Origin of the sequence: Streptomyces sp. NPDC021115 (genome assembly GCF_044333065.1) — a bacterium.
In the GTDB taxonomy this organism is placed as follows: Bacteria; Actinomycetota; Actinomycetes; order Streptomycetales; family Streptomycetaceae; genus Streptomyces.
Map to the genome: position 1 here is coordinate 1 of NZ_JBIRQF010000070.1, position 1,058 is coordinate 1,058.

A 1,058-nucleotide genomic window follows, 5' to 3' on the forward strand; every position below is an offset into this window, starting at 1 on the left:
CGGTTCAAATACCCCCGCGCCAACTGCACACCCGCGAAATACAACTCACCCGGAACACCCACCGGAACCGGCCGCAACCGCGCATCCAACACATACGCCCGCGTATTCCACATCGGCCGACCAATCGGCACAGTCTCCGACGCACCCACCCCAACAGGCAGGACATAGTCAGTACACCCCACCGTCACCTCAGTCGGACCGTAATGATCCACCACCTCCACACCCACATGCCGACCACGCCACTCCGCCACCACCGCACCCTGGACCGCCTCGCCCCCCACCATCAGACGACCCGACGGACTCACCCCACCACCCAACGAATCCAACACCGCCAACGCACTCGGCGTGACCTTCATAAACGACGGACGCCGACCACCCAACGCACCCGACAACCCGTCATCCAACGCCGCAACCACCACCTCACCACCACACACCAAAGCCCCATACAACCCCGTCACACCCGCATCAAACGACACCGACGCATGCAACACCGTCAGCCCCGCAACCTCCGGATACGCCTCCACACACCGCACCACATAATTGACCAGCCCCGCCTGCGTCACCACCACACCCTTAGGACGCCCCGTCGAACCCGACGTATAAATCACATACGCCGGATGCTCCGGACAATGCCCCACACGCACCGGATCCACCACCGACTGCAGGCCAAGCGCACCGACCGTCCCGGCAGCATCCAGATCGATCCGCCGCACCCCCACCCCAGCACCCACACCCGCATCCAAGGTGGCACCCGTCGTGATCAACACAGCCGGACGGCCATCAGCCAACGTCGCCGCCAGCCGCTCAACCGGATAATCCGGATCCAACGGCAGATACGCAGCCCCCGCCTTGCCAACAGCCAGCAACGACACCACCAGATCAACCGAACGCGGCAAACACACCGCCACCAGATCCTCCGGCCCCACCCCCTCACCCACCAGCAGACGAGCCAACCGATTCGCCCGCGCATTCAACTCCGCATACGACACGGACTCCCGCTCCGCACCACCACCGAACACCACCGCAACCGCATCAGGCGACCGCACCACCTGCGCCTC

Annotated in this window: 1 protein-coding gene; it reads right to left on the reverse strand. The window is 64.6% G+C overall.

The window, feature by feature from the left end; all coding sequences use genetic code 11:
• Positions 1 to 1,058, reverse strand: a 1,058-nt coding sequence (locus ACH4TL_RS45825) for an AMP-binding protein (RefSeq protein WP_398332181.1), incomplete at both ends; no start/stop codon positions are given.